Here is a 25,090-nt window from a genome sequence, read left to right as displayed (position 1 = left end):
AGATCAATGGAATGTGCGGCCGCCGTCGACGGCCATGGCCGTGCCGGTGACGTAGGACGACTCCGGCCCCGACAGCCAGAAGATCGCCGCCGCGATCTCGTCCGGCGAGGCGATGCGGCCGAGCGCGTAGCGGTCGCGGATCGCGGCAAGGGCAGCCTCGGCATCCTCGGTGATGCTGGAATGCAGCAGCGCCGTTTCCACGGCACCGGGGCAGACCGTGTTGACGCGGATGCCGAATTCGGCAGCTTCCATGGAAAGCGATTTGGAGAACATCTGCAATGCCGCCTTCGACGCCGAATAAGCACTGCGATGGCGCAGCGGCTGCAGCCCCGCGCCTGACGAGACATTGACGATGGTGCCGCCACCTGCCGCGCGCAGATGCGGGAAGGCGGCGCGGCAGACATGCATCGGACCGTTGAGATTGACGGCAAAAATGCGCGCCCAGTCGTCGTCGCTGATCGCCTCGAGCGGGCTCACCAGATCGACGCCCGCCGAATTGACCACGCCGTCCAGCCCGCCAAGCATTGCCGCGCAGGCGTCAACGGCCCGCGTCACCTCGGCCGAAACGGCCACGTCGCAAACAACCGTGTGGATGGATTCGGCGTCGAAACGTTCGGCAAGCGCGGCCAGAGCCTGCGCATCGCGGTCGAGGCAGCCGACCTTCGCACCGACCGTCACGAAACGTTCCACGGTCGCGAGGCCGATGCCTTGCGCCGCCCCCGTCACGACGATACGGCGGCCTGCAAACCCCTGGTTCACAGCCCGGCTGCCTTCAGCTTCGGGCGCATGTCGTCAACGATCTCGTCGCAGCGGCCGATCCAGACGTTCGGGTGGCTCAGCGCGTGCTCGATCAGCGCTTCCAGCGCCTTCAGCCGCGAGGGCTGGCCGATGAGCTGCGGATGCATGCCCACCATCATCATCCGGCCTTCGGCATGGAGCGTGTCGAATTCCGACTTCCACACCTCGGCCACCGCCGAGGGCGCCTGCATGGTGCGGCCGGGCAGTACGATGGAGTACTGGAAGAACGGCGCGTCATCGAGCACCCAGCGGAAGGGCAACTCGACGATATCGGTCTTCCTGCCTTCCACCGTGTGCAGGTAGGGCGAGTCGTCGTCGAAGAAATTGGAGGAATAGTCGAAACCGTATTCCACGAGCATCGGCATGGTGACGGCGCTGATCTCGGCCGCGGGCGAGCGCCAGCCGCGCGGCTTGCGGCCGGTAACGCGCTGGATCGCCTCGATGCCCTTCTCCATCTCCTCACGCTCCTGCTCGGGCGTCAGGCTGAGAATCCAGGCGTGGCTGTAGCTGTGGTGGGCAATCTCGTGGCCGGCCTTCAGGATCTGCTCCATCAGTTCGGGCCGCTGGTCGATGACGAGACCCGGCACGAAGAAGGTGGAGGTGACGCCGTAGCGCGCCAGCAGTTCCAGCACGCGGCCGGTGCCGACCTTCCAGCCATAGGCGCCCTGCGACATCAGGATCGGCCGCGAGGCATAGGACGGGTCGCGCGCCGTCCACATGGTCTCGGCGTCGAGATCGAATGTGAGGAACAGCGGAAAGCCCTTGCTCGTCAAGCTCATGTCGGTACTCGCTTTACTATCAGATGAAGCGGTGGAAGCCGGTCCAGCGCTCGGCCAGCCACAGCACGAAAACCGTGGCCACGATGAGCAGCGTCGAGACCGCGGCGATGCTTGGGTCAACGCCCATTTCCACCGAGGAGAAGATGAGGATCGGCAGCGTCGTCTGCTTGGCGCTGGCGATAAAGATGGTGACAGGTACGTTCTCCATCGACGTCACGAAAGCAAACAGCGCGCCCGCGACGAGGCCGGGCTTGATCAGTGGCAGCGTGACCAGCCGGAAGGCGGTGAAGCCGTTGGCGCCCAGCACGCGCGCCGCCTCCTCCACCGACATGTCGATGCCGGAAAGGCTCGCAAGCGCGGAGCGCACGATATAGGGCACGGTGATGACGACATGCGCCAGCAGCAGAGAAGCGAAGCTGCCGCGCCAGCCGATCAGGCTGAAATATTGCAGCAGCGCCACGCCAATGACCACCGAAGGAAAGATCAGCGGCGCCATCAGGAACGAGGTCAGCGCCTCGGTGCCCGGCAGCATGCGCTTGAACAGCGCGTAAGCCGCCGCCACGCCCAACACCAGCGAGATGACCGTGGAACCCATCGCAAGGATGATGCTGATGCGGATCGCGTCGAGATAGACGGGGTCGCTCAACACCTTGGCGAACCATTTCAGGGTCAGCCCCTGCGGCGGAATGGTCAGGTAGGAGGTGGTGCTGAAGGCCGCCAGCACCACGACAATGACCGGCACCTGCAGGAACAATATGACCAGCAGCGCGATCGAGGTGATGGTGAAGCCCGGTTTGCTCTCGTTCATGCCATGCCCGCCCAGCGTTTGGTGATACGGCTGGAAGCCCAGATGATGGCAATGGCGATAACCGTCAGCGAGAACGATAGCGCCGAGCCGCTCGGCCAGTCGAGAAGCTGCATGTATTCGTCATAGATCAGCGTCGCCATGACCTTGTAGGTCGGCCCGCCCAGCATGCGCGGCGTGACCAGCGCGCTGATGGTCAGCACGAAGACCAGGATCGAGCCGGAGATGATGCCGGGCGCCGTCAGCGGCAGCGTTACCGAGGTAAAGACATGCCTGCGGCTGGAGCCGAGCGTGGCGGCAGCGGCTTCCACATCGCGCGGCACGTTCTGCAGGGCGGCCACCAGCATCAGCACCATGAAAGGCAGGTAGATGTGGGTCATGCCGATCATCAGGCCGGTGAGGTTGAACATCAGCTTCAGCGGCGCGCCGATGACGCCGAGCTGCATGAGGAAATTGTTGACCAGCCCGCGATTGGACAGAAGCGCGATCCAGCCGAAGGAACGCACGACGAGATTGAGCATCAGCGGGAAGATGACCAGCAGCGTCAGCGGCAGGCGCAGCCGCGCTGGTCCGCGCACGATGAGATAGGCCACCGGATAGCCCAGCAGCAGACAGGAGACGGTGACGCCGAGCCCGAGATAGAGCGTGCGCCACACGACCTCGCGATAATAGTCGTCGGCAACGATGCGGATGTAGTTCTCGAACGTCCAGGAGTCCGCGACGATGCCCATGCCGGGCGAATATTCGTGAAAGCTGGTCGGCGCCAGGAGCAGCACCGGAATCAGGAAAACGCCGACGAGCAAGAGCGCCAGCGGCCCGAACAGCAGGATGCCTGCCTTCCAGTTGCTCACGGCCGCGCCCCCTTTGCGGCCAGCGCAAAGACATTGGCAGGCGCGACCGCGAGGAAGACAGAGGAATTCTGTTCCAGATTGCTCGCAGCACCGCTCGACGGCGCCTCGACCACGATTTCGGTGTCGGCGCCGATGCGCACGACATATTGCACATGAGCGCCCGAGAAGGAGCGCAGTTGCACCATGCCGGGAATGGAGTTGGTCGGAGCCTCTGCGGGTGTCGTGCGCAGCTCGATCGCCTCCTGCCGCAGGAACAGCTCGACCGCGTCGCCGGCGGCTGCGTCGAGCCGGTCGGCATTCAGCGTCAACCCGCCGCCGATCTCCACAGTGCCGCCTGCCCCATTTCGGTTCGCGACCTTGCCGGTGAGACGATTGGGCTTGCCGATGAAGCTCGCCACGAAAGCGGTCGCCGGGCGGTGATAAATGTCCTCGGGCGAGGCGAACTGCTCGATATTGCCATGCGCCATGACGCAGACGCGGTCCGACAGCGACAGCGCCTCGGCCTGGTCGTGGGTCACGAAAAGCGTGGTGATGCCAAGCTCGCGCTGAAGCCGCTTCAGCTCGATCTGCATCTCGTCGCGCAGCTTGGCGTCGAGATTGGACAGCGGCTCGTCGAACAGCAGCACGTCGGGGCGCGGCGCGATGGCACGCGCCATGGCCACGCGCTGCTGCTGGCCGCCCGACATCTGGCGCGGATAGCGATCGCCGAAGGCGTCGAGCCGCACCAGCGCCAGCGCATCCTTCACCCGCTTTTCCAGCTCTGCGCCCTTCACGCCCTGCCTACGCAGGCCGAAGGCGACATTCTCGAACACGGTGAGGTGCGGAAACAGTGCGTAGGACTGGAACACAAGCCCGATGCGGCGCTTGTTCGGCGGCAGCGTGGTCACGTCGCGGTCGCCGATGGTGATCTTGCCGCCGGTCGGTGCGATCAGCCCGGCAACCATGCGCAGCACCGTCGTCTTGCCGCACCCGGACGGACCGAGCAGCGAGACGAACTCGCCATTGCCGATCGCCAGCGACAGGTCGCGCACGATCACGGCCTCGCCATAGTGCTTCGAGAGATGGTCGAGTTTCAGGCTGCTCACGATCTACCTCGGAGGTTCCATGGCGGGGGCTGCCCGCCACCGGTCAAAGCTTGTCAGCGCGCGACTTCGCGCTGCCAGCGGCGCGTCCAGTCGGGCAGCTTCTGCGACATGGTGCTGGGGTCGAGGAACAGAAGCTTGCTGACCACATCCCCGGTCGGGACGACCTTGGACACTTCGTCGGAGAGCTTTACGTTCTTGTTGACCGAGCCGATGAAGGCGGCTTCGGAGAAGCACTTCTGGCTTTCGGCCGACAGCACCTGATCGATGAACTTCAGCGCGAGATCGCCCTTCTGCGTGCCCTTGGGCATGACCACGCTCGGCTTGATGGCGACAGCGCCTTCCTGCGGATAGGCGACCGCCACCGGCAGGCCCTTCTGCGCGGCAACACCGGCGCGATCCGGATACCACACGGCGATGTCCACCTCGCCACGCTCAAACAGCGAGATCACCTGGTCAGCCTGCGTGTAGAGCACCACCGAATTCTGGGCCAGCGGCTTGATGGCCTTCAGGCCGGGCGTGATGTCGTCAATCGTGCCGCCTTCCATCTTGTTGACAGCCATCAGGAACTGCCAGCCGGTGGTTCCGGAAATGTCGCCGATGGTGACACGGCCGGCATATTTCGGGCCGAACAGGTCCTTCCACGAGGTCGGCGGCGTGGCCACGGTCTGCGGATTGTAGACGATGGTGGTCGCGCTCAGCATCGCCACAACGTAGGAATCGTCCACGCCCCAGGCGTCGGAAACGATCTCGTCGGCATGGGTCAGCCTGGCGCGGTCGAGCTTCTCGGTCAGACCCTCGTTCTTGAGTTGCGCGGCGAAGGCGTCGTCCATGAAGACGACGTCCATGTCGGACTGGCCGGCGGTCGCGCGAACCGAGGCGGCATGCTGCGAGGAATTCGCCAGCTTGAGCGTGACGGTTGCGCCGGTCGCCTTCTCGAAGGGCTCGACATAGCAGGCCTTGGCGTTATCGGCGAAAGAACCGCCAAAGGCGCCGACGACCAGTTCCTCGGCCAGTGCGGCCGACGGCAGCAGCACCACGGCGGCAAGCGCGGCGGCTTTGGCAATGCGGTTGGTGATCTTCATTTTCGCTCCCATTCGATGTGAGGATGCCGGTACGCGACTTTTATCGTCCATCGGCTCGCGCGGCCTTCGGGCCTTGCGCTGGTCCAGCGACGTAACATGGAAGAAAATATCTTTCAAGAAAGAAAAATGAAAGATAGATTGCGCGAATGGCCTTCAAAGGGTAACCATGTTGTATCGTCTTCAGTCCGCGCTAGGGTGCATGCCGGTGCTGAAGATGCTTCCGGAGAAACAATGAAAGCTGACCACGCCGAAATCTGGGCAAACGATCTTATCGCGCGCGGCATGAGTCGGTGGCAGCGCGAGCGCCCGGACATCGACTGTTCCGGCAAGGCCATTGTCGGCCGCATTCTGCATCTGCACGATGTCATCCTGCGCGCGGTGGACCGCACGCTGGCACGGCATGGGTTGAAATATCCAACCTATGCAGTGCTCGCCACGCTACGCGTTGCCGGCAGTCCCTATCGCATGTCTCCGGGCGAACTTCTGGAAACGCTTCTCCTGTCTTCCGGCGGCCTGTCGAACCTGCTGAGGCGCATGGAAAAGGACGGGCTTATCCGCCGCATGGCCGACGAACGCGACGGACGCGGCGTCATCGTCGAACTCACCGAGGAAGGCCTGAGAATAGCCGACGTGGCCATGAAGGATCATGCCGAGACGGAGCGGAAACTGGTCGCGGTGCTGTCCGCCGACGCGCACAAGCAAACGGCCGATGCGCTCGCCATGATGATCGCTGCGTCGGGTCTTTAAAGTAACACAACCTGAGAAACAGCCTCGCCTTTACCGGGCCGTCAGCAAGGGTTCGGCGCGCAGCAAGGCTGCGGAGATTTCGGCAAACAACGATGCCAGCGGTTCGGTACTTTGCGCCGACCACTTCATCATGCTTTCAGCCGTCCGGCGCGGATCGCCATCGAGGCTGCGCAGGGTTTCCAGCGCCTCCCAGATGTTTTGCCGGGTTGTCCGGTCCGTCATCGGGTCGGCCGCGATGTCCTGCATGGCGGCCACAGCATGGCCCAGATTGAGCGCGCCGAGCAGGCCGGAGGGCGCGCTGTCGCCCAGCTTTCCGGCCCGCGCCAGATGCAACATCAGCCTCAGCGTTCGCCGACTCGTCCGTGCATGCCACTGCGCAGCAGCCACATCGCCGGGTCCAGCCGCCATGCGCTCCAGATCGCGGCGGATGGCCGCTGAAATGCGTGCAGCGTCGCGGTCTGCCCGGCGCGGCAAAAGCATGTACACCAGCGAGACGAGGGTGGCAGCGCCCAGCAATGACAGCGACGTGGCGAAGACGGCGGCGACGGGTGCGGCCCCCGTACCCGCCTGGCTCGCCATCAGGAACGACATATTGGCTTCCACGCCCTGAAAGCCGGTTCGACGGCTGGCCCGCACGAAACCGCCGACGACAAGAAAAGGCGCAATGCTTGCCACCAGCAGGAAGGGCGTGGTCGCATGCGGCGCGATTGTCAGCCGATAGACCGTCGCCACCGCGACACCGATGGCTGCGCCACCGATCAGCTTGGGCGCGATCTGCTGCGGCACCGGCATGGACGACAGCAGCATGGCATAGATGCACATGCCGAGCATGCCGAATGTCAGCATGGGTTCATCGAGCATGATGCCGATTGCCAGGACAACCAGTGTCAGCGCACCGGTGGCGGCTCCCGCCCGGATCGCCAGCGGCCAATCCCGGTCCGGGCGGATCGACACCGACGGCCGCGCAATGTCGGCGCCGCCATTGTCCATCAATCCGGCAAGGGCGAGCCGCGCACTGTCGAGGTCCGCGAGCGCCCGCTCCAGCCGGCGACCCGGCCCCGGAATGGTGCCGATGGATTCTTCGTCGAACAGATGATGGGTATGTTCTTCCGCCCGCAACGTCGCCGAAAAGCGCTGCATGCGTTCCGCCAGCCGGGCAACCTCCGGATTTTCAACTCCGGAGCGGACACGCAAGGCTTGCGCCGCCGCCATGACGCCCAGCGAGGCCGTTATCAACGTATCGATATGGCGCAGGCGTCTGTACCCTTCCAGCGAGCCTGCCAGGACCGGGCGCGCGGCCTGGTCGATCTCGCTCATTTCAGTCAGGATCCGGCGCTCCTGCGCCTCGCTGCCGGCACCCCCGCGCACCATGTGCTCGGCATAGCTGACCGCATCGGCGCACAGCAGGCGCACGCGCCGATAGAAGGCTTCGCGCGGGGCCACCGGCGTTGACAGGCCCGACACCAACGCCACCACGATCACGCCGATCAACGTGCACTCGACGCGTGCGAACGCGATATGCAGCGGCTCATCCAGCGCCATGGCCGAGGGCACCAGCACTATGGGCGCCGTCATGCCCGCCATCAGCGCCCAATAGGAATGCATGCCGCGCAGAATCTGCACCAGACTGGCGCAAAAGGCGATCCATAGCGCCAGCAGCGCGCACTGGACCAGCGGATCGACCGGCAGCAGGATGAGGCCGAAGCCGACCGCCGCGCCAAGCATCGTTCCGAATATGCGGAACACGCCGCGCTCGATGAACTGTCCGCGCGTCGCCTGCAACAGCACCCAGGTCGGCATGGCCGCCCAATAGGCATTCTCGATATGCAGCATGGCGGCGATGGAGAGTGAAACGATTGCCGCAAGCGCCAGGCGCAGGGCCGTTCCCACGGACTGCCGGTCCAGCCCAAGCCACTCGCCAAGCCCGCGCTCCCGAATGTCGCTCAGCATCCGCACCACCTCCATGCGGCGGCCGGATGCGTCAGCCACCTGATGGCGGTGCAGTCATGATGTCGGGATTTCGGGATAGTCAAAGCCTCAGCCTTTCGATCCATCGCGTAATGAATCGCAAGGCGGGAACACGTCAAGTCTAATCGGACGGCGACCCGCCCTCACCGCTCGTCGGCGATCACCTTGCCATCATTCGGCAGCGAACCGGGCGACACGATCTCGACCGCGCCTTTCAGCTTCGTGACTTCGGCAAGCTTGGCCGCAAGCCTGTCGCGCAAACCCTCGACTCCCGCGCCATGTTCGGCGCGCAGCGTCATGACGTCCTGCTCGTCGCTGCGCGTCACCACCAGCCGCAGACGGCCAAGCTCCGGCATGGCGTGGGCGATGGCCGCCATCTGCTCGGGCCGCACGAACATGCCCTTCACCTTGGTCGCCTGGTCGGCGCGGCCCATCCAGCCCTTGATGCGGTGGTTCGTGCGCCCGTCGGTGGCCGGTTCGGTCATGATGCAGGAAAGATCGCCGGTGGCGAAGCGGAACAGCGGATAGTCGCGGTTGAGCCTTGTGACCACCACCTCGCCGACCTCGCCATTTGGCATCGCCTCGCCGGTGCCGGGGCGTACGATCTCGAGGATGACGCCCTCGTTGACCACCATGCCCGGCCCGTCGCCCTCATAGGCAACGATACCGAGGTCGGCCGTGCCGTAGCACTGGCGCGCGGCCACGCCGCGCGCGGAAAACTCCTGCTGCAGCGATGGCGGAAAGGCGGCGCCCGAAACCAGCGCGCGGCGCAGGCTGTCGGCCGGCTGGCCGGTCTCCTCGGCCTTGTCGAACAATATCTTCAAAAAGTCCGGCGTGCCGATATAGGCGTTCGGGCGATAATGCGCGATCGCCGCGAGTTGCTCGGACGTATTGCCCGGCCCGGCGGGGATGACCGCGCAGCCCAGCGCATGCGCCCCGCTCTCAAACATCGCGCCGGCCGGAGTGAGATGATAGGAGAAGGTGTTGAGCACCACGTCGCCACGCCTGATGCCCGCCGCATGGAGCGCGCGCGCCGCCCCCCACCAGTCCCTGCCGTGGCCTTCGGGATCGAAGATCGATCCGGGCGAGATGAACAGCCGCGCCAGATCGCCCACCGGGGTCGCATTGAGCCCGCCGAAGGGCGGGTTGGCGCGCTGCATGCCCGCAAGGTCCGACTTGCGCAGCACCGGCAGGGATTGCAGGGCGGCGCGCGAGGTGATGGCGGCGGGGTCTATGCCCACCAGTCGCCCGGCCCAGGCGGGCTGGTCCGCCTTGGCCCGCGCCAGCGCCTGCACCAGCGCGGCGAACAGGCTGGCCTCGCGCGCCTGGGGGTCGGCGCCTTCCTGCACATCGTAGAACTCGGCCATGGCGGGTGTCTCCTTAAGAGCATTTCCGGCGAAGTGCGAAGCGGTTTTGCTCGCCGCGAAATACGTAAAACAAATAGATGGAGCGGTTCCGACGCCTCCGGAACAGGAAACGCTCCAGGCTCAGGCGCTGCGGCTCACGCCAGCCAGCGCTTGCGCCTGCGATAGTGCTTGACCTCGTGATAGTTCACCTTGCCGGTGCCGCCGAGGTAGAATTCCTGCACGTCGGGGTTCTGTTTCAGAACCTCTGCCGTGCCGTTCATGACGATGTGGCCGTTCTCGATCAGATAGGCCGAGTGCACGATCTCCAGCGCGGCCGAAGCGTTCTGCTCGACCAGCAGCACACTGACGCCTTCCTGGCTGTTGATCTCGCGGATGATCGCAAAGATTTCCTGCACCAGAAGCGGCGACAGGCCGAGGCTGGGCTCATCGAGCATGATGAGCTTCGGCTCGGTCATCAGCGCGCGGCCGATGGCCAGCATCTGCTGCTCGCCGCCGGACAGATAGCCGGCCTTGGAGCGCATGCGCTCCTTCAGCCTTGGGAAATAGGCATAGACGCGCTCGCGCAATTCGTTGAGACGCGCCGCCGAACCACCTGCGCGAAAAGCGGCGACAAGGTTCTCGTCCGGCGTAAGATGGCCGAAGATGCGCCGCCCTTCCAGTACATGCACCAGCCCCGACGCCACGCGATCGGGCGCACCGAGCGGCAAGAGGTCGGCCTCACCGAAAGACACCTCGCCGCGCGTGACGGCGCCGCGCTCGGGCCCGAGCAGGCCGCTGATGGTCTTCAGCGTCGTGCTCTTGCCGGCACCGTTGGCTCCGAGAAGGGCGACCATGTCGCCCTCCCCGACTTCCAGCGACACGCCCTTGATCGCGAGGAAAACCTTGTCGTAGACGACTTCCACATTCGAAAGGGCGAGCCGGGGCATGGTTACTTGCCTTCCTTGAAGGAGGCCGCGCCGTGGGCGATTTCCTTCTGGACGATGTCCTGATAGGCCGCGCCCCAATCGGAGACCGGCTCCCAGGCCTCGCCGTTCCACTGCGACACGCGGCCCGCGCCGCCACCCTGATGGTCCTTGGCGGTGATGGTCACGGCCGGCATCAGGCCCTCGGCGTTGAAGTCCTTGATCTTCTCGAAGCCGGCCTTCAGCTTCTCGCCGGTGAGCGGCGCGCCCTCCGACTGCAGCGCCTGCCGCGCGGCTTCCACCGCCACCGCCATCGTGGCGACGCCGATATTGTAATAGCTGGTGCCGACATTGGCGGCTTCGCCCGCGCCAAGCCCGGCGTCGATCACCTTCTCCTGGATGCGCTTGAGGATCGGATTGTCCTTGCCGGTGGCGACCGCCTCGAAGCGCTTGACGCCCTTCATGGTATCGGCGCCGACATTCTTGGCGTCGGTTTCGGCAAGCCACACCACAGACAGCACGTTCTCGGGCGGAATGCCGTTGCGGATGGCCTCGCGCACGGAAACCGGCTGGCCGCCGCCTGCACCCCAGATCAGCACGTTGTCGGGACGGAAGCGACGCACCTCGCTCCATGTCGCCGACTGCTCGTTGCCGGGGCTCGGATAGGCGAAGGCCTTGAACTCGAACTTCTTGTCCTTGGCCAGGTCCTCCAGCACCGGGATCGGCTCGCGGCCGAAGGGCGAATCGATATGCACCAGCGCGATCTTCTTGCCTTCCAGCCCGCCATGGTCCTCCAGATATTTCGCCAGAACGGTGGCCTGCGACCAATAGGTCGCCATCATCGGGAAGATGTAGGGGAAGGTCTCGCCGTCAGAGGCATCGCCACGGCCGTGGACGGGGGTGATCATCACCACCTTGTCCTTCAGAACGCTGTCGACCAGCGCGCGAGAGACGGGCGTGGAAAGGAAGTCGAACAGGATCGCGCCTTCCTCCCTGGCGCGGTTATAGGCCTCGATGCCGCGCTGGGGCTGGTTGCCGGTGTCGCGCACGATGGCCTCGAACTTCTGCCCGTCGATGCCGCCTTCCTGGTTGACCAGCGTGAGATAGTCTCGCTGGCCCTGATTGTATTCACCCGACACGAAGGTGTAGACGGCCGTGAAATCCTGCAGCAGGCCGAACTTGATGGTGCCGTCCTCGGCATGGGCCGCGCCTGCGGCGGCCATGCCCGCCATGAGCGCCGATGCGAATAGGTGCTTCCTGAACCACTTCATGAATTTCCTCCACTGATTGCCCTGTCCCAAATTCCCGGCGCGCTGCTGCGCGCGCCGCTTTCCGGCGTGTCCCGTCGTCAGCTCCTTGCATGCCTGAACGGCCAGACCAGGAAATATTTGCGAATGTTGTCGTAGATCTTGGCGAGCCCCAGCGGCTCGAACAGCAGGAAGCCGATGATCAGCGCGCCGTAGATCATCAGCGGCAGATGCGACAAGAGGTTGGACGACACCGCCAGCCAGCCGGACGCGGCCAGCCCGGCCACGAAATTGGTGAGCATGATGGGGATGAGCAGCACGAAGCCAGCCCCCAGGAAGCCGCCGACCACGCTGCCGAGGCCGCCCACCAGCACCATCGCCACGAGCTGGATGGAGACGTTGAAGGAGAACTGCTCCGGCGTCACCGCGCGATAGTAGCAGAAGGCGAGGATCGCCCCCGTCACGCCGCCCATGAAGGACGAGGTGAAGAAGGCCATCAGCTTGTAGCGGAACGGGTCGACGCCGATGACGGCTGCGGCGAAATCCTTGTCGCGGATGGCCACCAGCGCGCGGCCGAAGCTGGTGCGCTTCACGTTCAGGAAGAACACCGCCGACAGCGCCACCCAGGCAAGCGCCAGATAATAGCGCGCGGTGAGGCTTTCGAGCGGCACGAACAGGAACGACACGGCAGGCGTGCGCAAGGTCGCCTGCGCGCCGCCGGAAATGGCCGGCACGTTGATGATGACCCAGTCCACCAGATACTGCATGGCGAGCGTCGCCATGACGAGATAGAGCCCCTTCACCCGCAGTGCCGCAGCGCCGAACAGCGAGCCGATGACGGCCGAAACGAGCCCCGCCCCCACCAGCGTCAGTTCGAAAGGGATGCCCAGCCGCGCCAGATGGATGGAGCTGTAGGCGCCGATCGCCATGACCGCCGCGAAGCCGAAATGGAGCTGGCCGGCCATGCCCATCAAAAGCGTCAGCGCCAGCGCGCCGGCGCTCCAGATCAGCCAAGGCAGCATGTAGCTGCCGAGATAGAGGTCGGACAGGTAGAAGGGGGCGGCCAGCGCCAGCAACGCGATGACAAGGACCTGCCAGCGGTCGGCCGGGACCGGCCAGAGCGCGCGGGCCTGTTCGTAGCGCGTGTGATGGACACCGGCGAGGCGATAGAACATGTCAGATCCTCTCGATGTCTTCGCGGCCGAAAATGCCGTAGGGGCGGATCATGATGGTGACGAGGATGATGAGCGAGGTGACCACGTCGCGCGTGCCGCCGCCGACGACGGCGTCGACATAGCCGGGGATGACGCTGCCGAGGATGCCCACCAGAAGGCCGCCCACCAGCACGCCCCAGATGGAATCGATGCCGCCGAGAATGACCACTGCGATCGCCGGGAACAGCAGCGTGGAGAGCGTCCAGTCTACGCCCTGCACCGAACCCCACAGCGTGCCGGCCGCCACCGCCGTGATGCCGGCCAGGCCCCAGGAGATGCCGATGGCGCGCTCCACCGAAATGCCCACCGCCCAGCTCGAAATATGATCGTCGGAGACGGCGCGCAGCTTGGTGCCGAGGCGGGTTCGGAAGAAGAGCAGCGAAGCCCCGATGAGCAGGATGGCGACGATGCCGCCGACGAGATAGGCGCGGTTGATGAAGACGTCGCCCACCACGATGGGCGCAAGACCGATGCCGATGTCGAGCGACTTGGGCGCCGCCCCGAGCAGGCCGGGACCGAATCCGCGCAGGAATATCTCAAGGCCGAGCGTGAGCATGACGATCATGATGATCGGCTGGCCGACCATGCGCCTGAGCAGGAAGCGCTCGGTGAGCAGGCCGAGCCCGAACATGACCGCCGCCGCGACGACCACCGCCACCACCAGCGGCAGGCCCGACGCATAGAGCAGCCAGACGGCATAGCCGGCGATCATGACGATGGCGCCCTGCGCAAGATTGGGCACGCCGGCGGACTTGTAGATGAGCACGAAGCCGAGCGCGACGAGGCTGTACATCAGGCCGGTAAGCGCGCCGTTGACCACGAGTTCGATAAAATATTCCATCGGCTCAGGCTCCCTCGCCCAGCGTGCGAATGGTCAGCTTTCGGGTGATGACGCCTGTCTGACCGGTCTCGTAGGCGATCTGCGCCTCGAACTCGATCTCCCGGTCGCCGGTATAGGTCGCCTCGATGATGCGTCGATAGCGCTCGTCGATGACGTCGCGGCGCAGCTTGCGCGTGCGCGTCACCTCGCCGTCGTCGGGGTCGAACTCCTTGTGCAGATTGACAAAGCGGCTGATGGCGAGCCCCGAAGGCAGGGCTGCGTTGAGGCGCGCGATGATGCCCTGCACCAGATCGTAGATCGCCGGGCTCTGCGACAGCTCGGCATAGGAAGTGTAGGCGACGCCGTTTTCCTGCGCCCACTGTCCCGTCGCCTGCAGGTCGATGCAGACGATTGCCGAGAGGAAATCGCGGCCGGAGCCGACCACGCAGACATCCTTGACGAACTGGCTGAACTTCAGTCGGTTTTCCAGATAGGTCGGGATGTAGCGCGTGCCGGAGGCCGTGTGCATCACTTCCGAAACGCGGCCCAGCACCACGAGCTGGCCATCATCGTCGAACTGCCCGGCATCGCCGGTATGCAGCCACCCGCCGCGCAGCGCCTTGGCGGTGGCTTCCGGGTCCTTGTAGTAGCCGTCGAAGATATTGTCGCCGCGCAGCAGGATTTCGCCGCTGTCATCGATCTTCACCTCCACGCCGGGGAACGGACGCCCCACAGAGGTGAGGCTGATGTCATCCGGGGACTGGGCGACAGCCAGCGCGCAGTTTTCCGTCTGGCCGTAGAACTGGCGCAAATTGAGCCCCAGCGCGCGGAAGAATAGGAACACGTCCTCGCCAATGGCCTCCCCGGCCGTATAGGCGCGCTCGACCCGCGACAGGCCGAGATGATCCTTGATCGGCCCATAGATGAGGAAGCTGCCGAGCGCATAGCGCAGCTTCTGCAGGGCACCGGGCTGCCGTCCGTCGAGGCGCGCGCGCTCCATCTCCACCGCGAACGGCATGAAGCGGTCATAGAGCCAGCGCTTGAAGCGGGTGGTTTCGGCAATACCCACCTGAATGCGCGTGAGCATGGCCGACCAGGCGCGCGGCGAGCAGAAATAGAGCGTGGGCGCGATCTCGCGCATGTCGTGCAGCGCGGTTTCCTGCGCCTCGGGAATGTTGACGACGAAGCGCAGCTCCAGCGCCGCCGCGACCGAGAAGGTGAAATCACCGACCCATGCGATGGGCAGATAGGCCATATGCACCTCGCCCTGCCGGAAATAGCCGGCAGCCGCCGCGTTGCGCACACCCGAAATGAGATGGCCGTGCTTCAGCGGCACGCCCTTGGGCACGCCGGTGGTGCCGGAAGAGTGCAGCAGGATCGCCACGTCGTGCACGCTCGGCCGCGACAGCAGGTCGTCTTTCAGGCCCGGCTCCCGCTTCAGCCGCGCACGCCCGCGCTCCAGCAGCGTCTCGAACGACACGGTGCCTTCCGGCTGGTCCTTGCCGCTCAGGCCGCGCGGATCGTCGTAGACGATGAGCTGCAGGTCGGGATGGCTGCGGCGCGCCAGCAAGAGCTTGTCAACCTGCTCCTGATCCTCGGCCACAGCCACGCGGATGCCCTCGCGCCGCAACTGGCCGGCAAGCTCTTCCGGCGGCACGTCCGGGTAGGCCGGAGACGGCACCGCGCGCAGGCAGATCGCGCCCAGCATGGCGAAATAGAGGTTCGGACGGTTGTCGCCGATCACGGCCACGAGATCATGCGCGGTCACACCCGCTTCCTCCAGCCCGGCGGCGAAGGAAACGACGATGTCGAGATAGTCGGCCCAGCTATATTCCTGCCAGATGCCGTGGTCGCGCTCGCGCATGGCGACCTCGTTGGGACGTTCCCCGGCGTTCTTCGCCAGAAGCGCCAGCAGATGGTCGCCTTCCCTCCAGTTCGGGTGCAGGGCAGCGGATTCGGCGGCGGTCCTGATGTCCTCAAGCTGCATGGCGCGCCTTTCCGATATAGGCCTCGACCACCTGCGGATCGGAAATCGCCTCGCGCGCCGGACCTTCGGCGATGCGCGAGCCGTTGTTGAGCACCAGCACCCGCTCGCAGATGGCTGTCACCACGTCCATGTGATGCTCGATGATGAGGACCGTCAGCCCCAGCGCCTCCTGCGCGTCGAGGATGAAGCGGACCATATACTCCTTTTCTTCCTGGTTCATGCCGGCCATCGGCTCGTCCAGCACCAGCATGCGCGGCTCGGCGCACAGCGCGCGCGCCAGTTCTACGCGTTTCTGAAGGCCCAGCGGAATGACATCGACATGCTCGTCGCGCACGCTTTCAAGCTGCAGGAGGTCGATCACCTCCTCCACCTTGCGGCGGTGCGCGATCTCCTCGCGCTGCGCCCACCACCAGTAGAACAGCGAGGCGAGCGGGTTGGGCCGCATGAAGATGTGCCGGCCCATGAGAATGTTGTCGAGCACGCTCATGCCGCGAAACAGCGCGACGTTCTGGAAGGTGCGGGCAATGCCGCTTTCGGCGATGCGGTAGGGCTTCAGGCCGCTGATCTGCCGGCCTTCGAAAAGGATGCGGCCTTCCTGCGGCGGGTAGAAGCCGGTGATGGCATTGACCAGCGTGGTCTTGCCCGACCCGTTGGGGCCGACGAGGCCGAAAATCTCGCCCTTGCCGATGGAAACGGACACATGCTTGAGCGCATGCACGCCCTGGAACCAGCGGCTGACATTCTCGCAGACAAGAACCGGCTCACGGGCGGCGGCCATGCGCTCCTGCTTCATGCGGCAGGACCCGGACGCGAGCAAACCGTGCCGGAAACGCGACGGATGGCACCGCCGCTCACCCCCGCCCTGCTGTGCTCCTTCCTCATGTTCGCTCCTCCCAAAGCTTACAACAAGGCTATGGTCGCTTGACCCGATCGTGACGCTAGCAGCCTAAGAGCTTTCTGGTAATATGGAAAGTATCGGAAACTTTGTTCGAAAAACCTGAATGCACCCGAACCTTGTCGATCACCTCACCGCCTTCATCTCGGTCGCCGACCGGGGCAGTTTTTCAGGGGCTGCGCGCGAACTTGGCCGCGCCGTCTCTTCCATCAGCTATTCGCTGGCCCAGCTCGAAGCCTATTGCGGCTTTCCGCTGCTGGAGCGCGGGCCGAAGCACTCCGAACTGACCGAGCGTGGCCGCGCGCTTTACGCCGAGGCCCGCGCGGTGATGGAGCATGCGCGCCGCTTCACCTTCCATGCCGCTTCGCTGGAGAAGGGCGAGGAAACACGCATCCGCATCGCCGTGGACGTGCTGTTTCCGCAATCGCCGCTGCATAAGGCGCTCAAGCTCTTTGCCGCGCAGCACGAGCGCGTGCGCCTGCAATTCTTCACCAGCTCGCTCAACACGCTGTGGGACGATTTGCGCGAAGGCCATGTCGATTTCGCGCTGGCGCTGGTGGCGGCGCTGCCGCTCGGCATGGAGGGCCGCTCCTTCCAGCAGATCGCCATGAGCCCCGCCGCTGCCTCCAGCCACCCTCTGGCGCAGAAGGAGGGGCCGCTGACCATGGCGGATTTCCAGGCCGCGCGGCAGATCTATTATATCGGCTCCTATGGCGTGGACATGGAGCGCAGCGGGCGCACCTTCAGTTCCGATGTGTGGACCGCAAACGACCTGGAGCAGATACGCCTGATGATCCGCAACGGGCTGGGCTGGTCCTTCGCCACCAGCTATTTCTTCGAGGAGGAGATCAGGAACGGCACGGTCAGGATCCTGCGCAGCGTCGATGCCCAGCTCCATCCCACACGCACGGTCGGCGTGGTGTGGCCCATCGAGCGTCCGCCAGGCCCGCTGGCGCAGATACTGATCGAGATGGTGGGCGAGGCGATGGCATAGGCTTGTCGCAAGGCGCTCCTGCCCGTCTTACCGGCAAAGTTCCGGGATAATATTGCCGGAGTGCTTTACACTTGCCGCATGTGGTGGATCATACCCGTAGCGGGCTCCGTCGCGACCACTGCCTGGCGGCGCGTGCCAAACGAAAATCCGGGAAGAATGCGATGACCAAGACGCCGACTGCCGCCGCCTATCTGGCCGATCTCACCGCCCGCATGGGACGCCTGCTGGTAGAGAATGCGGATGCGATCGCGGATGCGGCCGATGCGGTGGAGCGCACGGCCAGGGCCGACGGTCTGGTCTATATTTTCGGCACCGGGCACAGCCACACGATGGCCGAGGAAGCGCATTACCGCGCCGGCGGGCTGGCGCTCACCGTCCCGGTCCTGTCCACCCCGCTCATGGTTCATGAAGGCGCGGTCGCCAGCACGACGTTCGAGCGCATGCCCGGCGTGATCGTGCCGGTCTTCGAGCACTATCCGATGAGCCCCGACGATGTGCTGATCATCGTTTCCAACAGCGGCGTCAACACCGCCACCGTCGAGGCCGCGCAGCTCGGCAAGGCGCGCGGCGCGACCGTGATCGCCATCACCTCGGAAGAATACTCGAAACAGGCCGCGCGCGGCCGCACCCGCGTAGCCGACGTGGCAGACATCGTGCTCGATAACGGCGCCCCTCCCGGCGACGCCACGATGAGCGTGCCCGGCAGCGAGTTGCGCGTCGGGCCGATCTCGACCTCCATAGGTGCGGCGCTGATGAATGCCGTGTTTGCCGAGGTCGCCGTGCGCCTGCAATCGTCGGGAGCGGATGCGCCGATCTATCTGAGCGCCAACATGCCCGGCGCAAAGGAAGTCAACGAGAAGCTCGTCGCCCGCTATCGCCCGCGCAACCGTCATCTTTGAGCGGCATTCAGGGGAAACATCGCAGCTTCCGGCCGCCCGTCCGAAGCATAGACCGGCCGGAAGATCGCGTCCCCCACTCTTGCCGAAACCGGCTGCCGCGAAATATTCCCCTCCAAATCCGGCTTTGAAGGCGCTCAAAGCCGCTTCCACCGAGGGAAATCAGCATGGCCGCACGTCTTCCACGCCCATGCCGGCATTTTGCCGTCGCATCCGCCTGCATGGCGCTGAGCATGTTTGTTGCCGGACCGGCAGCGCATGCCCAGAACCAGCCCGCACCGCAGAACATTTCGGTCGAGCTGAACAAGCTGGAGGACAACGGCGCGGGTTGCCGCGCCTACATCGTGGCCAACAACCCGACCGCGACGGCCTATTCCGTGCTGAAACTCGACCTCGTTCTGTTTCGCCCCGACAGCGTGATCGACCGGCGTATCGCGCTCGATCTCGGCCCGCTTCCGGCAAGCCGGAAATACGTCAAGAGCTTCGACCTCGAAGACCTGCGTTGCGATGGCATCGGCAGCGTGCTGGTCAATGGCGTGCTCGACTGCAAGGCTGACGGCAAAACCGTGCAGGATTGCCTCGACAGGATAACGGTGTCGTCGCGCGCCGCCGCGCAATTGTCGAAGTAACGCCCCATTGCCTTGCGGCATGTCGGATCATGACGATCTCGGGTCGGGTTCCGGATCGGTCGGCTCGACGCCCTCGATATGCCCGCCGAAGCCAAAACGCATGGCCGACAGTATCTTTTCGCCAAAAGTATGCTCGCGGCGCGAGCGGAACCGCGCGAAAAGCGCCGCCGAAAGCACATCGGCCGACACGGCTTCTTCCAGCGCGGCCTCGACCGTCCAGCGACCTTCGCCGGAATCCTGAACGTAGCCTGAGAAGTCGCCCAGGCCCGCATCCTTCGCCAGCGCGATGGCCGCCAGATCGAGCAGCCATGACGAGATGACGCTGCCGCGTCGCCAGACCTCGGCAATATCCGGCAGATCGAGCGAAAAACGCTCGTCTTCCGGCAGGTCGGCCGAATCGCGATTGCGCAATATGTCGAAGCCCTCGGCATAGGCCTGCATGAGCCCGTATTCGATGCCGTTATGCACCATCTTGACGAAATGGCCCGCCCCCGCCGGCCCGGCATGGATGTAGCCGCGCTCGGCGCGCGGATCGCGCTTTCCGCGTCCCTGCGTGCGGGGAATATCTCCCATTCCCGGCGCCAAGGCGGCGAAGACCGGGTCGAGATGATCCACGGCTTCCTTCGGACCGCCGATCATCATGCAATAGCCGCGTTGCAGCCCCCAGACGCCGCCCGACGTGCCGCAATCGATGTAGCGGATACCCTTGCCGGCAAGCGTCCTCGCACGCCTGATGTCGTCCTTGTAGAAGGTGTTGCCGCCATCGATGACGATGTCGCCCGTGTCCAGCAGCCTGCCCAGTTCGGCAACCGCATCCTCGGTGATCTGACCGGCAGGCAACATCAGCCACACCGCGCGCGGTTTCTCGCCGAGCGCCTCAACCAGGGCGGCGAGTGACGTGGTGGCGATCGCCCCCTCTTTCGCCAGAGCCTCGCGCGGCATGCTGATGGTGTCGAACACCACGCAATTCTGCCCCGCCCGCATCAGCCGGCGCGCGATATTGCCTCCCATGCGACCAAGTCCGACCACGCCAAGCTGCATCGGAATATCCCTCCATGACCACCCGGCCAGCCTGCCGCACTTGTCCCGGCGGCTGCGGCTGCGGTTGCAGTTGCTGTAACCGCAGATAAGTTAGTGGCCATGGGATTCTCGGAAAGGCCATGCGATCATCTTTGCCTGGCCCGCTGGCCGAGTTGCAACGAAACCTCGCGGCAAAGATGACCGAACGCGCTTTCCACCTCACCTTCTTCGCCATTGCGGTAGTGGGCCTGGCACTTGGCCTGTTCGCTCCGTTTGGGGGATGGCGGGTCGATGCCCATCTGATCTGGAGCGTGGCGACGGTTCCGGTCATCCTGGCTCTTGCCTATTCGATCGTGCGCGACTTCCTCATAGGCCGCATGGGCGTGGACGCCATTGCCCTGGTGTCCATGACGGCCGCCATTGTGATGGGCCAGCCGCTCGCGGGCGTGGTCGTCGCCATCATGTATACCGGCGGCAACATTCTGGAGGACTATGCGCGTGGAAAGGCCGAGCGCGACCTCAAATCCCTGCGCGACCGGACGCCGCGCGTGGCGCACAAATGGCTGGGAGACGTGCTGACCGACATTTCGGTGGACGAGGTGCAGGCTGGCGACCAGTTGCTGGTGCGGGCCGGCGAACTGCTGCCCGTGGACGGCTACCTTGCCGATCCCCACGCCTCGATCGACGAATCGGCTGTGACCGGCGAGCCCCTGCCGGTGACGCGCGCGCAGGGCGAGCTTCTGCGCAGCGGCACCGTCAATGCCGGCGAAGCCTTCCGGCTGCATGCCTCCGCATCCGCAAGCGAAAGCACCTATGCCGGCATCATCAGGATGGTCGAGGCCGCGCAGACCGCGAAAGCGCCCTTCATCCGCGTCGCCGATCGCTTCGCGCTGTTCCTGTTGCCGACCACGCTGATCGTGGCGGGCCTTGCCTGGTGGCTGTCGGGCGAGAGCATAAGGGCTCTGGCCGTGCTGGTGGTGGCCACGCCCTGCCCGTTGATCCTGGCCGCCCCGGTTGCCTTCATCGGCGGCGTGTCGCGCGCGGCACGCGAAGGCATCCTCATGAAGGGCAGTGCCGCGCTCGAAGCGCTTTCGCAAATTCGCACCGCCATCTTCGACAAGACCGGAACGCTGACCGAGGGCGGCGCGCGACTGACGGCTTTCGCGACCGCGCCGGGGGTTTCGGCCGACGAGGCTTTACGCCTGCTTGCCTCGCTGGAACAAGCTTCGCACCATGTGCTGGCCCAGACCCTGATCGACCTCGTGCGCGGCAGAGGAAAGACACTTTCACACCCCCGCGAGGTGCGCGAGTTTCGCGGCTCCGGCATCGAGGGTTTTGTCGAAGGCAGGCGCCTGAAAGCCGGGACGCGCTCACTTGTGCTGGGCGGCGCGCCTCTGCCGGACTGGGCGAAAGAGGCTGCGGCGGCCGCGGAGGATCGCTCGGCCCTGTCGGTTTACCTGTCGATCGACGGCCGGTTCTCGGCAATCGTCATCATGGCCGATGCCGTCCGCGAGGATACCCCGACGGCACTGGCGCGACTGCGCGAGGCGGGCGTCTCGCGCATCATCATGGTGACTGGCGACGATTCGGAAGCCGCTTACACGGTGGCGCGCTCGCTCGGTCTCGACGAAGCCTTTGCCGACAAGAGCCCGGCCGAAAAAGTCGCGGCGGTCGAGGTCGAAAGCGCGCGCCAGCCGACCATGATGGTCGGCGACGGCATCAACGATGCACCCGCGCTGGCAGCCGCCAATGTCGGCATCGCCATGGGTGCGCGCGGCGCGACCGCCTCCTCCGAGGCGGCGGACATCGTCATCCTCGTGGACCGGCTCGACCGCGTGGCGGAAGCCTATTCGATCTCTCTGCGCACGCGCGCCATCGCCATGCAGAGCATCGTCGTCGGCCTCGGGCTCTCCGGCATCGCCATGATAGCAGCCGCCTTCGGCTACATAACCCCGGTTGCCGGCGCGCTCTTGCAGGAGGTCATCGACATTGCCGTGATCCTCAACGCGCTGCGCGCCCTGATCGGGCCGTCCGGCTCCACGCCCGGCGGCAAGGCGGCCGCTGTCGCAAACCCGCCGCGGCAGACCGGCGAACAGGCGGCCGGCTGATCGCTCAGACCATGATGCCGAACCGAAGGACCGCATCAGCGAAAAGCGTGCAGCGGTTTCGGACGACGTCATGGTCTGTCTAATTGATTTTGCCGCATGTGTGCGACGCCAGGCGACCCCGCCTGGCCGCAACATGATCTATGCAGCCGGCACCAGCCGCACCCGATGGTCGTCCTCTATCGCGACAAGCTGGGAGGCCGGTGGCAGGCTGTAGACATCGTGCTTGCCGAATTCCTTCGGATAGAAATCGAAACCCGCCGGCGGCGGCGGCGCGATCGCCTCGTCCACGAGGCTCGTGCCGGAAAGTTCGGCAAACGGATCCGGGATCGCGCCGATCAGGCGGCGCGTATAGGGGTGCGTGGGGCTCGCGAAAATCCTGTCCCACGCTCCCGTTTCGACGATCTGGCCGAAATACATCACCGCCACGCGGTCGCTCATATGCTCGACCACGCTGAGGTCGTGGCTGATCATGATGTAGGAGAGTTCCAGCCGCTCCTTCAGTTCCAGCAGCAGGTTGATGATCTGCGCGCGGATCGACACGTCGAGCGCCGAGACCGGCTCGTCCAGCACCACCACCTTCGGGTTGAGCACCAAAGCGCGGGCAATGCCGATGCGCTGGCGCTGGCCGCCGGAAAACTCGTGCGGGAAACGCCGCGCCTGATCAGGCTTGAGGCCGACCAGGCGCATGATTTCCGCCACGCGATCTTCCGCCTCGCTTCCACCGATGCCGTGCAGCCGCAGCGGTGCGGCAAGCGAGGTGAACACCGTCTGGCGCGGATTGAGCGAGGCGTAGGGGTCCTGGAAAACGATCTGCGCCATGCGCGCGCGTTCGATGCGTGATGGCGGCGTGGCGCCGGTAATCGGCTTGCCCTCGAAATAGATCGAGCCGGAGGTCGGCGCCTGCAGCCCGACGATGGACAGCGCCAGCGTGGACTTGCCGCATCCGGATTCACCCACCACCGACAGGCACTCGCCCTTGTTCAGGCTGAGGCTGACATTGTTGACCGCCCTGAGCAGCCTGCGCGAGCGGCTGAACACGCCCCCCTGCACCGGAAAATGAACGCTGAGGTCCTCGACCCGCAGCAGCGGTTCGGCCTGATCATTCATGGTGGAAGCACCTCACGAAACCGTCATTGCCGAGATCGACCTCCGCCGGCTTCTGCTTCACGCAAATTCCGGTCGCGCGGCCGCAGCGGGGCTCGAAACGGCAACCGGCCGGAAAATCGGCGATGGATGGCACCACCCCTTCGATCTCCTGCAGGCGCTTGCGGCCATGGCTTCCGCGCGAACCGAGCCGCGGCAGCGAATCGAGTAGCCCCTTCGTGTAAGGGTGCGCGGGCGCGCGGAACACATCCGCCACCGGCCGCTCCTCGGCCATATGGCCGGCATACATGACGCCGACGCGCCTGCACATCTTGGCGATGACACCAAGGTCGTGGCTGATCATCAGCACCGCCGTGCCGCGCGCGTCGCACAGTTCCTGCATGAGCTTGAGGATTTCCGCCTGCACGGTCACATCGAGCGCAGTGGTCGGCTCGTCGGCGATCAGCAGGTCCGGATCGCAGGCCAGCGCAATGGCGATCATCACACGCTGGCGCATGCCGCCCGACATCTGGTGCGGATAGTTCTTCACCCGCTGGTCGGGCGCCGGCACCTGCACGCTGGCCAGCGCCTCGATGGCTTTCTTCTCCGCCTCGTGCCAGGTCGCGCCCTGATGCAGCACGAACATTTCCGCGATCTGCCGCCCCACCGGCGAGAGCGGGTTGAGCGCGGTCATCGGTTCCTGGAAGATCATGGCGATACGGTTGCCGCGCAGCTTGCGCATCTCGCGCGCCGAGAGGCCGAGCAGATCCTGTCCCTTGAACAGGATCGACCCGCCCGAAATGGTCAGCGGTGGCTTGAGCAGGCCGATCATGGCAAGTGCCGTGATGCTCTTGCCGCAGCCGGACTCGCCGACCAGCCCGAAGGTTTCGCCGCGGCCGATTGTGAAGGAGACGTTCTCCACCGCATTGTGCGCGACGCTGCCGGCGACGATGTCGATGCGCAGATCCTTGACGTCGAGGAGTGCTTCGCTCATGCCCGGCGCGTCCTCATATGCGGGTCCAGCCAGTCGCGCAGGCCGTCGCCGAACAGGTTGAGCCCGAGCACGGTGAGGAAGATGGCGATGCCGGGGAAGATTGCCGCCCAGGGTGCGATCACGATCAACTCGCGCGCGTCGGTCAGCATGTTGCCCCAGCTCGGCTGCGGCGGCCGTATGCCGAGCCCGAGATAGGAGAGCGCTGCTTCCGCGAGAATGGCGTCGCCCATGCCGAGCGTGGCGATGACCAGCACGGGGCCGATCATGTTGGGCAGGATCTGTGTGGCCATGATGCGGGCATCACCATAGCCCAGCGTCCTGGCCGCCTGCACATAGCCCTGGCTCTTCAGCGACAGCGTGGAGCTGCGCGCGATGCGGCAGGTCCACGACCAGTTGGTGAGGCCGAGCGCGATCAACAGGCTGGGCAGGCCGGGGCCGAGCACCGCCATGATCGCCAGCGCGAAAATGAGCGAGGGGATGGACAGCATCAGGTTGGTCAGGCCGCTGACGAAATCGTCCCACCAGCCGCCGAAATAGCCTGCCGAAATGCCGAGGATCAGGCCGATGGTGGTGTTGATGAGCTGCGAGCCGATGCCGACGGTGAGCGACACCTGCGCGCCATAAAGGATGCGCGTGAAGACATCGCGCCCCTGCGCATCCGTGCCGAACCAGAATTCGCCATCCGGCGGCAGCTCCGCGTTCATCAGGTCGGCGTCCAGGATCGGGTTGTAGTTCGCCAGCCAGGGCGCGAGCACCGCCGCGGAGATGATGAGGGCGCACAGCACGCCGCCAATCACCAGATTGAGTCTCAGGCCCATC

Annotated in this window: 23 protein-coding genes; 5 read left to right on the top strand and 18 right to left on the bottom strand. The window is 65.2% G+C overall.

Annotated features, from left to right (window positions below; all coding sequences use genetic code 11):
* Window positions 1-3 precede the first annotated feature (3 nt).
* The 6 genes from C7441_RS01370 to C7441_RS01345 are packed head-to-tail and all read right to left on the bottom strand — an operon-like array spanning window position 4 to window position 5,400.
* Window positions 4-759, bottom strand: a complete 756-nt coding sequence (locus C7441_RS01370) for an SDR family NAD(P)-dependent oxidoreductase (RefSeq protein WP_109611383.1) — start codon at window positions 757-759, stop codon at window positions 4-6.
* A complete protein-coding gene (locus tag C7441_RS01365; protein ID WP_109611382.1) occupies window positions 756-1,577 on the bottom strand; it encodes a polysaccharide deacetylase family protein in 822 nt (273 codons plus the stop codon). Before C7441_RS01365 ends, C7441_RS01370 begins: the two co-directional genes overlap by 4 nt.
* Before the next feature lie 19 nt (window positions 1,578-1,596).
* Window positions 1,597-2,385 (bottom strand): ABC transporter permease, encoded by a 789-nt coding sequence (locus C7441_RS01360; protein WP_109611381.1) that lies wholly within the window; start codon window positions 2,383-2,385, stop codon window positions 1,597-1,599.
* Entirely contained in the window at window positions 2,382-3,233 is an 852-nt protein-coding gene (locus tag C7441_RS01355) for an ABC transporter permease (protein ID WP_109611380.1), read from the bottom strand. Before C7441_RS01355 ends, C7441_RS01360 begins: the two co-directional genes overlap by 4 nt.
* Window positions 3,230-4,318, bottom strand: a complete 1,089-nt coding sequence (locus C7441_RS01350) for an ABC transporter ATP-binding protein (protein WP_109611379.1) — start codon at window positions 4,316-4,318, stop codon at window positions 3,230-3,232. The genes C7441_RS01355 and C7441_RS01350 overlap by 4 nt, the downstream gene beginning before the upstream one ends.
* Window positions 4,319-4,371: 53 nt before the next feature.
* Complete coding sequence (locus C7441_RS01345) at window positions 4,372-5,400, bottom strand: ABC transporter substrate-binding protein (RefSeq protein ID WP_109611378.1); 1,029 nt, start codon at window positions 5,398-5,400, stop codon at window positions 4,372-4,374.
* A 231-nt stretch (window positions 5,401-5,631) separates the two neighbouring features.
* On the opposite strand from C7441_RS01345, the gene C7441_RS01340 reads away from it, so the two are divergent.
* On the top strand, window positions 5,632-6,147 hold the full coding sequence (locus C7441_RS01340; RefSeq protein WP_109611377.1) for a MarR family winged helix-turn-helix transcriptional regulator: 516 nt from the start codon (window positions 5,632-5,634) through the stop codon (window positions 6,145-6,147).
* Window positions 6,148-6,177: 30 nt separating this feature from the next.
* Here the strand turns inward: C7441_RS01340 and C7441_RS01335 are convergent, their stop codons facing one another.
* The 8 genes from C7441_RS01335 to C7441_RS01300 form a co-directional block, all read right to left on the bottom strand.
* On the bottom strand, window positions 6,178-8,136 hold the full coding sequence (locus C7441_RS01335) for an FUSC family protein (protein WP_109611376.1): 1,959 nt from the start codon (window positions 8,134-8,136) through the stop codon (window positions 6,178-6,180).
* Between the two features lie 122 nt (window positions 8,137-8,258).
* Window positions 8,259-9,482 carry a phenylacetate--CoA ligase family protein gene (locus C7441_RS01330; RefSeq protein ID WP_109611375.1) on the bottom strand — a complete coding sequence of 408 codons (1,224 nt, stop codon included), beginning with the start codon at window positions 9,480-9,482 and terminating at the stop codon, window positions 8,259-8,261.
* 134 nt (window positions 9,483-9,616) lie between these two features.
* Complete coding sequence (locus C7441_RS01325) at window positions 9,617-10,408, bottom strand: ABC transporter ATP-binding protein (protein ID WP_019172421.1); 792 nt, start codon at window positions 10,406-10,408, stop codon at window positions 9,617-9,619.
* A 2-nt stretch (window positions 10,409-10,410) separates the two neighbouring features.
* Window positions 10,411-11,655, bottom strand: coding sequence for an ABC transporter substrate-binding protein (locus C7441_RS01320; protein ID WP_019172420.1), 1,245 nt, complete (start codon window positions 11,653-11,655; stop codon window positions 10,411-10,413).
* A gap of 77 nt (window positions 11,656-11,732) precedes the next feature.
* Window positions 11,733-12,806: a branched-chain amino acid ABC transporter permease gene (locus C7441_RS01315; protein ID WP_019172419.1), complete on the bottom strand. Its 1,074-nt coding sequence runs from the start codon at window positions 12,804-12,806 to the stop codon at window positions 11,733-11,735.
* Window position 12,807: 1 nt separating this feature from the next.
* A complete protein-coding gene (locus C7441_RS01310) occupies window positions 12,808-13,686 on the bottom strand; it encodes a branched-chain amino acid ABC transporter permease (protein ID WP_019172418.1) in 879 nt (292 codons plus the stop codon).
* A 4-nt stretch (window positions 13,687-13,690) separates the two neighbouring features.
* Complete coding sequence (locus C7441_RS01305; RefSeq protein ID WP_109611374.1) at window positions 13,691-15,652, bottom strand: AMP-dependent synthetase/ligase; 1,962 nt, start codon at window positions 15,650-15,652, stop codon at window positions 13,691-13,693.
* Window positions 15,642-16,445, bottom strand: coding sequence for an ABC transporter ATP-binding protein (locus C7441_RS01300; RefSeq protein ID WP_244916024.1), 804 nt, complete (start codon window positions 16,443-16,445; stop codon window positions 15,642-15,644). Before C7441_RS01300 ends, C7441_RS01305 begins: the two co-directional genes overlap by 11 nt.
* 208 nt (window positions 16,446-16,653) lie before the next feature.
* On the opposite strand from C7441_RS01300, the gene C7441_RS01295 reads away from it, so the two are divergent.
* The 3 genes from C7441_RS01295 (at window position 16,654) to C7441_RS01285 (ending at window position 19,066) form a co-directional block, all read left to right on the top strand.
* Window positions 16,654-17,541 carry a LysR family transcriptional regulator gene (locus tag C7441_RS01295; RefSeq protein ID WP_019172416.1) on the top strand — a complete coding sequence of 296 codons (888 nt, stop codon included), beginning with the start codon at window positions 16,654-16,656 and terminating at the stop codon, window positions 17,539-17,541.
* Between the two features lie 161 nt (window positions 17,542-17,702).
* On the top strand, window positions 17,703-18,440 hold the full coding sequence (locus tag C7441_RS01290; RefSeq protein ID WP_109611373.1) for an SIS domain-containing protein: 738 nt from the start codon (window positions 17,703-17,705) through the stop codon (window positions 18,438-18,440).
* A 164-nt stretch (window positions 18,441-18,604) separates the two neighbouring features.
* The gene (locus C7441_RS01285) at window positions 18,605-19,066 is read left to right on the top strand and encodes a hypothetical protein (protein ID WP_244916023.1); all 462 of its coding nucleotides are present in this window, start codon (window positions 18,605-18,607) and stop codon (window positions 19,064-19,066) included.
* A gap of 27 nt (window positions 19,067-19,093) precedes the next feature.
* Here the strand turns inward: C7441_RS01285 and gnd are convergent, their stop codons facing one another.
* Entirely contained in the window at window positions 19,094-20,107 is a 1,014-nt protein-coding gene (gene gnd, locus C7441_RS01280) for a phosphogluconate dehydrogenase (NAD(+)-dependent, decarboxylating) (protein WP_109611371.1), read from the bottom strand.
* 119 nt (window positions 20,108-20,226) lie between these two features.
* Between gnd and C7441_RS01275 the strand changes: the two genes are divergently transcribed.
* Window positions 20,227-22,194 carry a heavy metal translocating P-type ATPase gene (locus C7441_RS01275; protein ID WP_244916022.1) on the top strand — a complete coding sequence of 656 codons (1,968 nt, stop codon included), beginning with the start codon at window positions 20,227-20,229 and terminating at the stop codon, window positions 22,192-22,194.
* A 138-nt stretch (window positions 22,195-22,332) separates the two neighbouring features.
* Here the strand turns inward: C7441_RS01275 and C7441_RS01270 are convergent, their stop codons facing one another.
* The 3 genes from C7441_RS01270 to C7441_RS01260 are packed head-to-tail and all read right to left on the bottom strand — an operon-like array spanning window position 22,333 to window position 25,089.
* The gene (locus C7441_RS01270; protein ID WP_019173274.1) at window positions 22,333-23,301 is read right to left on the bottom strand and encodes an ATP-binding cassette domain-containing protein; all 969 of its coding nucleotides are present in this window, start codon (window positions 23,299-23,301) and stop codon (window positions 22,333-22,335) included.
* Window positions 23,294-24,271 (bottom strand): ABC transporter ATP-binding protein, encoded by a 978-nt coding sequence (locus C7441_RS01265; protein ID WP_109611369.1) that lies wholly within the window; start codon window positions 24,269-24,271, stop codon window positions 23,294-23,296. The genes C7441_RS01270 and C7441_RS01265 overlap by 8 nt, the downstream gene beginning before the upstream one ends.
* Window positions 24,268-25,089, bottom strand: a complete 822-nt coding sequence (locus C7441_RS01260) for an ABC transporter permease (RefSeq protein WP_109611368.1) — start codon at window positions 25,087-25,089, stop codon at window positions 24,268-24,270. Before C7441_RS01260 ends, C7441_RS01265 begins: the two co-directional genes overlap by 4 nt.
* Window position 25,090: the final 1 nt, after the last annotated feature.

The sequence above is a fragment of the Pseudaminobacter salicylatoxidans genome (assembly GCF_003148475.1).
In the GTDB taxonomy this organism is placed as follows: domain Bacteria; phylum Pseudomonadota; class Alphaproteobacteria; order Rhizobiales; family Rhizobiaceae; genus Pseudaminobacter; species Pseudaminobacter salicylatoxidans.
Note: the sequence above shows the minus strand (reverse complement) of the source record. Positions and strands in the feature narration are given on the sequence as shown.

What these genes read in the sequence shown, in the direction of transcription:
- C7441_RS01365 (WP_109611382.1), bottom strand. Translation starts at nt 1,577, where the DNA reads ATGAGCTTGACGAGCAAGGGCTTTCCGCTGTTCCTCACATTCGATCTC.
- C7441_RS01360 (WP_109611381.1), bottom strand. Translation starts at nt 2,385, where the DNA reads ATGAACGAGAGCAAACCGGGCTTCACCATCACCTCGATCGCGCTGCTG.
- C7441_RS01345 (WP_109611378.1), bottom strand. Translation starts at nt 5,400, where the DNA reads ATGAAGATCACCAACCGCATTGCCAAAGCCGCCGCGCTTGCCGCCGTG.
- C7441_RS01340 (WP_109611377.1), top strand. Translation starts at nt 5,632, where the DNA reads ATGAAAGCTGACCACGCCGAAATCTGGGCAAACGATCTTATCGCGCGC.
- C7441_RS01330 (WP_109611375.1), bottom strand. Translation starts at nt 9,482, where the DNA reads ATGGCCGAGTTCTACGATGTGCAGGAAGGCGCCGACCCCCAGGCGCGC.
- C7441_RS01325 (WP_019172421.1), bottom strand. Translation starts at nt 10,408, where the DNA reads ATGCCCCGGCTCGCCCTTTCGAATGTGGAAGTCGTCTACGACAAGGTT.
- C7441_RS01320 (WP_019172420.1), bottom strand. Translation starts at nt 11,655, where the DNA reads ATGAAGTGGTTCAGGAAGCACCTATTCGCATCGGCGCTCATGGCGGGC.
- C7441_RS01315 (WP_019172419.1), bottom strand. Translation starts at nt 12,806, where the DNA reads ATGTTCTATCGCCTCGCCGGTGTCCATCACACGCGCTACGAACAGGCC.
- C7441_RS01310 (WP_019172418.1), bottom strand. Translation starts at nt 13,686, where the DNA reads ATGGAATATTTTATCGAACTCGTGGTCAACGGCGCGCTTACCGGCCTG.
- C7441_RS01305 (WP_109611374.1), bottom strand. Translation starts at nt 15,652, where the DNA reads ATGCAGCTTGAGGACATCAGGACCGCCGCCGAATCCGCTGCCCTGCAC.
- C7441_RS01300 (WP_244916024.1), bottom strand. Translation starts at nt 16,445, where the DNA reads ATGAAGCAGGAGCGCATGGCCGCCGCCCGTGAGCCGGTTCTTGTCTGC.
- C7441_RS01295 (WP_019172416.1), top strand. Translation starts at nt 16,654, where the DNA reads ATGCACCCGAACCTTGTCGATCACCTCACCGCCTTCATCTCGGTCGCC.
- C7441_RS01290 (WP_109611373.1), top strand. Translation starts at nt 17,703, where the DNA reads ATGACCAAGACGCCGACTGCCGCCGCCTATCTGGCCGATCTCACCGCC.
- C7441_RS01285 (WP_244916023.1), top strand. Translation starts at nt 18,605, where the DNA reads ATGGCCGCACGTCTTCCACGCCCATGCCGGCATTTTGCCGTCGCATCC.
- gnd (WP_109611371.1), bottom strand. Translation starts at nt 20,107, where the DNA reads ATGCAGCTTGGCGTGGTCGGACTTGGTCGCATGGGAGGCAATATCGCG.
- C7441_RS01275 (WP_244916022.1), top strand. Translation starts at nt 20,227, where the DNA reads ATGCGATCATCTTTGCCTGGCCCGCTGGCCGAGTTGCAACGAAACCTC.
- C7441_RS01270 (WP_019173274.1), bottom strand. Translation starts at nt 23,301, where the DNA reads ATGAATGATCAGGCCGAACCGCTGCTGCGGGTCGAGGACCTCAGCGTT.
- C7441_RS01265 (WP_109611369.1), bottom strand. Translation starts at nt 24,271, where the DNA reads ATGAGCGAAGCACTCCTCGACGTCAAGGATCTGCGCATCGACATCGTC.
- C7441_RS01260 (WP_109611368.1), bottom strand. Translation starts at nt 25,089, where the DNA reads ATGGGCCTGAGACTCAATCTGGTGATTGGCGGCGTGCTGTGCGCCCTC.